The sequence below is a fragment of the Actinomadura sp. KC345 genome, from assembly GCF_004348515.1.
Classification (GTDB): Bacteria; Actinomycetota; Actinomycetes; order Streptosporangiales; family Streptosporangiaceae; genus Spirillospora.
Genome location: NZ_SMKH01000365.1, coordinates 1 through 6,806 on the forward strand (window position 1 = coordinate 1; position 6,806 = coordinate 6,806).

Annotated in this window: 9 protein-coding genes; 6 read left to right on the forward strand and 3 right to left on the reverse strand. The window is 70.6% G+C overall.

All coding sequences use genetic code 11. The features are described from left to right. Positions 1–134: 134 nt before the first annotated feature. The 4 genes from E1281_RS35400 to E1281_RS35415 all read left to right on the forward strand — a co-directional run bounded on the left by E1281_RS35400 (position 135) and on the right by E1281_RS35415 (position 3,784). Positions 135–1,514, forward strand: a complete 1,380-nt coding sequence (locus E1281_RS35400) for a hemolysin family protein (RefSeq protein ID WP_131884064.1) — start codon at positions 135–137, stop codon at positions 1,512–1,514. Then, positions 1,511–2,539: a hemolysin family protein gene (locus E1281_RS35405; RefSeq protein ID WP_131884065.1), complete on the forward strand. Its 1,029-nt coding sequence runs from the start codon at positions 1,511–1,513 to the stop codon at positions 2,537–2,539. Before E1281_RS35400 ends, E1281_RS35405 begins: the two co-directional genes overlap by 4 nt. Positions 2,540–2,631: 92 nt before the next feature. Then, the gene (locus tag E1281_RS35410) at positions 2,632–3,087 is read left to right on the forward strand and encodes a TerB family tellurite resistance protein (protein ID WP_131884066.1); all 456 of its coding nucleotides are present in this window, start codon (positions 2,632–2,634) and stop codon (positions 3,085–3,087) included. Between the two features lie 112 nt (positions 3,088–3,199). Next, on the forward strand, positions 3,200–3,784 hold the full coding sequence (locus E1281_RS35415; protein WP_131884067.1) for a hypothetical protein: 585 nt from the start codon (positions 3,200–3,202) through the stop codon (positions 3,782–3,784). A 93-nt stretch (positions 3,785–3,877) separates the two neighbouring features. Here E1281_RS35415 and E1281_RS35420 read toward each other — a convergent pair whose 3' ends face one another. After that, a complete protein-coding gene (locus tag E1281_RS35420; protein ID WP_131884071.1) occupies positions 3,878–4,273 on the reverse strand; it encodes a RidA family protein in 396 nt (131 codons plus the stop codon). Positions 4,274–4,372: 99 nt separating this feature from the next. On the opposite strand from E1281_RS35420, the gene E1281_RS35425 reads away from it, so the two are divergent. Further along, positions 4,373–5,377, forward strand: a complete 1,005-nt coding sequence (locus tag E1281_RS35425) for a WYL domain-containing protein (protein WP_131884068.1) — start codon at positions 4,373–4,375, stop codon at positions 5,375–5,377. A 9-nt stretch (positions 5,378–5,386) separates the two neighbouring features. Continuing rightward, a complete protein-coding gene (locus tag E1281_RS35430; RefSeq protein WP_131884069.1) occupies positions 5,387–6,061 on the forward strand; it encodes a YdcF family protein in 675 nt (224 codons plus the stop codon). 22 nt (positions 6,062–6,083) lie between these two features. Here E1281_RS35430 and E1281_RS40805 read toward each other — a convergent pair whose 3' ends face one another. Continuing rightward, complete coding sequence (locus tag E1281_RS40805) at positions 6,084–6,488, reverse strand: DUF3592 domain-containing protein (RefSeq protein ID WP_165959244.1); 405 nt, start codon at positions 6,486–6,488, stop codon at positions 6,084–6,086. A 29-nt stretch (positions 6,489–6,517) separates the two neighbouring features. Beyond that, positions 6,518–6,806 (reverse strand): hypothetical protein (locus E1281_RS40810; protein WP_165959245.1); only part of this gene is annotated, 289 nt, incomplete at its 5' end.

Here is a 6,806-nt window from a genome sequence, read left to right on the forward strand (position 1 = left end):
ACTATAGGGAGGGTGAACTGGAACTTGAGCAGGTCGTTCGTCGTTTGGGCGAGTGATCTGTTCCAATCGAAGAGGGCCATGAACCACCATCGCTCCACCGGTCCGGTCGCCGCCGACTCGCGGGCGGGTCGTAGTTGATCACCCTGCTCTCACTCCTCCTGGGGGTGGTGGTGATCCTGCTGATCACCGCGCTCACGGGGTACTTCGTCGCCCAGGAATTCGCCTACATGGCGGTGGACCGGCCTCGCCTGCAAGCGCGGGCCGGAGGCGGCGACGGCGCCGCCGGCCGCGCGCTCAGGGTCACCCGCCGCACCTCGTTCATGCTGTCGGGCGCGCAGCTCGGCATCACGGTGACCGGGCTGCTGGTCGGCTACGTCGCCGAGCCGCTGGTCGGCCGCGCCTTCGGCGACATGCTCGGCGGAGCCGGCGTCTCCACCGGCGTCGGCGTCGCGGCGGGCACGGTGCTCGCGCTGGTGCTGTCCACCCTGGTGCAGATGGTGTTCGGCGAGCTGTTCCCCAAGAACCTCGCCATCGCGCGGCCCGAGCCGGTGGCCCGGTCGCTGTCGCGGTCCACGCTGCTCTACCTGAAGGCGTTCGGCTGGCTGATCTGGGTGTTCGACCAGTCGTCGAACCTGCTGCTGCGGATGCTGCGCATCGAGCCGGTGCACGATGTGGAGCACTCGGCGACGGAGCGGGACCTGGCGCACATCGTCGCCGACTCGCGGCGCAGCGGCGACCTCCCGGCGGACCTGTCGATCCTGCTCGACCGCATCCTCGACTTCCCGCGCCGGGACGTCGAGCACGCCATGATCCCCAGGGCGCAGGTCGACACGATGGACGACACCACGGCCGTCGGCGAGGTCAGGAACGCGATGAGCACGGGCCATTCGCGCTACCCCGTCCTGGACGAGGACGAGCACGTGGTCGGCGTGGTGCACATGGACGACGTGCTGACCGCCGCCGACCGCGCGGCCCCGGTCGGGTCGATCATGCGCCCGGCGACGGTCGTCCCCACGCTGATGACGCTGCCGACCGCGCTGGACCGGCTGGCCGCCGACCGCAGCGAGCTGGCCTGCGTGATCGACGAGTTCGGCGGCTTCGCCGGCATCCTCACGCTGGAGGACCTGGCCGAGGAACTCGTCGGCGAGATCACCGACGAGCACGACGCCGACGTCGCCGAACCCGCGGCGCTCGCCGTCGGCGAGGCCTGGATCATCCCCGGCGGCTTCCACATCGACGAGGTCGAGCGCACCATCGACCACCGGCTGCCCGAGGGCGACTACGAGACCATCGCGGGCCTGGTGATCGCCGAGTACGGCGCGCTCCCCGAGGTCGGCACCGAGCTCGACATCGAGCTCCCGCCGGACCCGGCGGACCTCGCGCACAGCGACGAACCTTCCGCACGGTTCGTCCACGCGAAGGTGCTGGAGGTCGACAACCACGTGCCGACGTCCATCCGGCTCCAGGTCGACACCGAACCCCCCGGAGCCGGCGGAGAGGGGACAGACCGATGAGCAACCCCTGGATCGTGCTCGCCGCGACCGTCGCCATCATCGGGCTGAGCGCCTTCTTCGTCGCGGTGGAGTTCGCGCTCATCGCCGCCAAGCGCCACCGGCTGGAGGACGCGGCGCCCAGCAGCCGATCGGCACGGGCGGCGCTGCGCAGCGCCTCGGAGCTGACCGTGCTGCTGGCGGGCGCCCAGCTCGGCATCACGATCTGCACGCTCGCCCTGGGCGCGATCACGAAGCCCGCCGTCCACCACTGGCTCACTCCTCTGATCAGCTCGCTCAGCGCGCCGGACTGGCTGGCGGACGCGGCCGGCTTCGCGCTGGCGCTGGTCATCGTGACGTTCCTGCACCTGGTGGTCGGGGAGATGGCGCCCAAGTCCTGGGCCATCGCCCACCCGGAGCGGTCGGCCACGCTGCTGGCGCTGCCGATGCGCGGCTTCATGAAGATGACCCGGCCCCTGCTGCACGGCCTGAACGAGTGGGCGAACTGGTGCCTGCGCAAGGTCGGCGTCGAGGCCGCCGACCAGGTGGAGGCCGGCCAGGACCCGGACGCCCTGCGCCACCTGGTCGAGCACTCCGCCAACGTCGGCGCGCTGGACGCCGGCTACTCGGCCCAGCTGTCCGAGGCCCTGGACCTGCGGAACCTCCGCATCCGCGACCTGGTCAGGGGCGACACCGAGCCGACCACCGTCGCCCCGGACGCGACCGTCGCCGACGTGCAGGCCGTCGGCCACGCCTCCGGCCACCTGCGCATCCTGGTGCCCGGCCCCGGTACCGCCTGGCAGGTCGTCCACGTGCGGGACACCCTCACCGAACCCGACACGGCCGGGATCTCCCACGTGACCAGGCCGGCCTATGTGCTCGAAGCCGACACCCCCGTCTACGCCGCGATGACGCGGATGCGGGAGACCGGCAACCAGCTGGCCCTGGTCACCGAGGGCGAGACGGTACTCGGCGTCGTCACCATCACCGACATGCTGCGGCGCCTGCTCTACCGGCCCGAGGGCGGCACCCCCGCCCCCGCCGCCTGACCGGCACGTCGGCGTTCGCGCCGGGGTGTATTGCTACTACATCTGTAGCAGCCCGGGTAGGGTCGGGGAGACGGACAACGAGTGGAGGACCGATGCCTTTCTGGGACAAGCTGCGTGAGTCGACCCAGACGATGCAGACGCAGTTGCTCAGTAGGAAGAACGATCTGAAGAGCGGTGCGTTCCGGGACGCGAGCATGGCGATGTGCGCGCTGGTCGCGGCCGCCGACGGGAGCGTGGACCCGTCCGAGCGGCAGCGCACCGCGTCGCTGATCGCCTCCAACGAGGTGCTGCAGAACTTCCCGGCCGACGACCTGCAGCGACGCTTCAACGACTACGTCAACAAGCTGACCGCCGACTTCGACTTCGGCAAGGTCGCGGTCCTGCAGGACATCGGCAAGGCCAAGAAGAAGGCCGACGAGGCACGCGCCGTCGTCCAGATCGGCATCATCATCGGCGGCGCGGACGGCGACTTCGACGACCGCGAGAAGGGCGTCGTCCGCGAGGCATGCCACGCCCTGGGCCTGAACCCCGCCGAGTTCGAACTCTGACCGTCCCGCCCGACGCGTGGCCGCACCGTGGCGGTGCGGCCACAGGATGCTGCGCCTAGGGTGTTCTGGTCTGTCCGTGCCGTAGAGCGGACGACCGGAACAGGGAGACGCGGTGCGCTTTCGGCTGGGCGTGGGCATCCTGTCGCTGATCGCGGGACTGATCGCCGCCGGGTTCGCACTGAGCAACGCCTACGAGGCCGACTCCGCGGAACCCGGCACGGTGACCTGCGGCCACGAGGTCATGGACGACGCGGACCAGAGATGTGTGGAGACCCGGCCAGGGCAGGCCCCGCCTCCTCCGGGTTACCCCGCCGGCGGCCGCTCCTATGAAGAAATGAAAGACGCCGAAGAGCGCACCGCCGTCTCGAAGGCATGGATCTTCGGCGTCGAGGTACTCGGCCTGCTCGGGGTGTTCCTTTCCGTCTGCGGCCTGGTGTTCGTCGCCGGGGCGATCCGGCCACCGGACGGCCCCAACCTGCCGGCCCTCCTCGGCGTCGTCGTCGCCCTCTCGGCCGCCTACGCCCTTGCCCTGTGGCCCGCCCAGGACGATGCGCGAGCCGTCTCCCCGGTGTCACCGGGCATCCTGGGTTTCCTGGGATTCTCCTACTTCCCGCTCGTGGTCGTCGCCGCGGCGGCGGCGTTCACCCTCATGGCGGACAGATGGATGTCCGAACTCTTCCCGCCTGAGCCGGAGTGACGGAACACGCCGCGATGGCGCGCCGGCAAATCCCGCCTCCGGCCGCGCCGTACCTGGCGTGAGGTAGGCGCGGCCGGTGCACCGGGGGGCGTTCTACGCGACCGCGGTCCCCTCAAGCTCGACCATCAAGGTGGGGATCGCCAGCCGGGTCACCCCGAGCATGGTGGTGGCCGGCGCCACTCCGGCGGCGCCCAACCGCGACGCCAGCACGCCGTAGTGCTGGAAGAGCAGGTCGACGTCCGTGGTGTAGACGTTCAGCCGGACGAGGTTCCCGAGCGACATGCCGGCCTCGCCGAGGACGGCCTCCAGGTTGTCGAGGCTCAGCGCCACCTGCGCCGCCATGTCACCGTCGTGCAGGGGCTTGCCGTCGTCGCTCATCGCGGTCTGCCCGGAGCAGTACAGGGTCCGGGTGTGCCCGGAGACCACCTCCCCCTGGTTGAACCCCATCTCCTCCGACCACGTCACCGGGTTGACCGCCGTTCGTTCCATCGCCACGTCAGCTCCATTCGATTCGTCGGGATGTCGTGCCGCTAAGCCTCCCGATAAATCACGACATCCTTGGTCATGTTTTCTGGCAGAGTCGTACGCATGCGCGCTGACCGGCTGGTCTCCCTGGTGCTGCTGCTGCGCCGGCACGGCCGGCTGACCGCGGCCGAGCTGGCGCGCGAGCTGGAGGTGTCCACGCGGACCGTCCTGCGCGACATCGAGGCGCTGTCCGCGGCCGGCGTCCCCGTCTACGCCGAACGCGGCCGGCACGGCGGGTTCGCGCTGCTGCCCGGTTTCCGGACCGAGCTCACCGGACTGAACCACGACGAGGCCCTCGCCCTCCTGGTCGCCGGGTCCGGACGCGGCGACCAGGTGTACGGCCTCGGCTCGGCGCTCGCCTCGGCCATGCGCAAGGTGGTCGACGCGCTGCCCGAGAACCATCGGACCACCGCGAGCGACGCGGCCCGGCGGCTGCTCGTCGAGCCCGAGACCGACCTGCTCTCACGCCGCTTGGTCACCGAGGACGTGCCCGGCACGACGATGATCGAGGTCCGGCGCGCGGTCCTCACCGGACAACGGCTCCGCATCCACTACGCGGCCAGGGGCCAGCCGCCGCGATGGCGCACGGTGGACCCGATCGGCCTGGTCACCGTACGCGACCGGGGCTACCTGCTGGCCACGAGAGACGGCGAGGACCGCACCTACCGCCTGTCGCGGGTCCTGGCCGCCGAGGAACTTCCCGAACCGGCACAGCGCCCGAGCCAGGTCGACCTCGACCGCGCCTGGCAGGAGCGCTGCGCCCGTTTCCTGTCCGGCGACCAGATCGTCGTGCTGGTCCGGGTGCACCCGGCGCGGCGGGAGGATCTGCTGGGCACCGCACTGGCCGTCCGCGCCGAGGACCCCGACGCGGACGGCTGGCTGCGCCTGGAAGTGACCTACCAGGACTCATGGCACGCCGAATGGGCGCTCTGGCAACTCGGCGCGCACGCGGAAGCCCTGGCCCCCCAGTCGCTCCGCGCCTCCCTCCACGACCGCGCCACCGCGCTCGCCACCCGCTACGCACCCCCGGACCCGCACCGGCCGCGGCCTGCCTCCCCGCCGAAGTAGGGTGTCGCGATGACCGAATCGGCGACCGGCCACCAGCGCGTCACCGCGGAGCAGCGAGCCGACGCCCTCCTCATCTGGAACCACCACCTGATGGGGCACCGGCCGCGCCCCTGCTCGGCGGCCATCGCGCTGGGCAGCCACGACCTGGGCGTCGCCACTCATGCCGCCGAGCTGTACCACGCCGGCCTGTTCCCCGTCGTGGTGCTCTCCGGCGGCAACAGCCCCACCACCAAGGACGTGTTCCCGCGCGGCGAAGCGGTCCATTACGCGGAGCACGCCATAGGGCTCGGCGTCCCGGAATCAGCGATCATCATCGAGCCCCATGCCGCCAACACCGGCCAGAACATCGACTACTCCCGGACGGCCTTGGCCGAAGCCGGAGTCGAGGTCACCTCGCTGCTGCTGATCTCCAAGCCCTACATGGAGCGCCGCTCATTCGCCACCGCCCGCAAGCTCTGGCCGCGGCCCGACCTGGTGTGCGCCTCCGGGCCCCTGCCCTTCGACGAGTACCTCGCATCGATCGGCGACGAGGGTTTCGTCATCAACATGATCGTCGGCGACCTGCAACGAGTGATCGAATACCCCGCCCGGGGCTTCGCCGTCCCCCAGGACATCCCCACCGAGGTCCATGCCGCCTACCAGCGCCTCCTGGCCGCCGGCTTCACCGACCACCTGGCGCGCTAGCCGACGCGGCCGCGCATGGACGTCATCCGGGCCCGAAGAGCCGGACCAGCACGAGGGCGAGCGCGAAGCACAGCCCGAAACAGATGAGGACTACGCCGACCCAGCCGCCGCGCATCGAGGTGCCGTCGACATAGGCGACAGTGGGCTTCCTCGGGTCGTACAGGACCGTGACCGGGCTTCCTTCACGCAGCCGCCGCGACCCGATGTCGCCGGCCTCCGTCGTGATCTCGCGCCCGTCCTCGGTGGTGAACTCGACCGTCGCCTCCCGGACGTTGGCCGAGTTCTCCACGAACATGAGGTTGATCTTGGTGATCCGACCGGAGACCCGCACCGCACGGGCGCGGAACAGCCGCGCTCTGGCAAGCAGAGCGACCCCGGCCAAGACGAGGCAGCCTCCCAAGGCCAGCAGGAAACCCTGTTCGTCCAACACAACCTCCCGGCCGTCCGGGGCCTTGGTCAGGGCCGAGCGCCCTTGCGCCAGCCCTCCTGGCAGGCGGCCATGAACATCTCGCGTCCGGCGGGATACTTCCCACCCTGTTCGACGCCCTGCTTGTAGGAGATCTCGCAGAAGTTCGGCGGGGCGTTCTCGCCCATGGTCGCGCGCATGCCCGCCGCCATCTGGAGCATCGTCGTGAACGTGTACCGCTTGCCGTCCGGATCGATCAGCACGATCTGCTTGCTGTTGGTGATCTCGGGCTTGGTGGGGGTGGCCCGGGGCGCGGCGCTGGTCGCCGGGGCGCTGGTG

Bases quoted from the DNA above. Each gene is read 5' to 3' on its own strand.
- E1281_RS35405 (WP_131884065.1), top strand. From the start codon at position 1,511: ATGAGCAACCCCTGGATCGTGCTCGCCGCGACCGTCGCCATCATCGGG.
- E1281_RS35410 (WP_131884066.1), top strand. From the start codon at position 2,632: ATGCCTTTCTGGGACAAGCTGCGTGAGTCGACCCAGACGATGCAGACG.
- E1281_RS35420 (WP_131884071.1), bottom strand. From the start codon at position 4,273: ATGGAACGAACGGCGGTCAACCCGGTGACGTGGTCGGAGGAGATGGGG.
- E1281_RS35425 (WP_131884068.1), top strand. From the start codon at position 4,373: ATGCGCGCTGACCGGCTGGTCTCCCTGGTGCTGCTGCTGCGCCGGCAC.
- E1281_RS35430 (WP_131884069.1), top strand. From the start codon at position 5,387: ATGACCGAATCGGCGACCGGCCACCAGCGCGTCACCGCGGAGCAGCGA.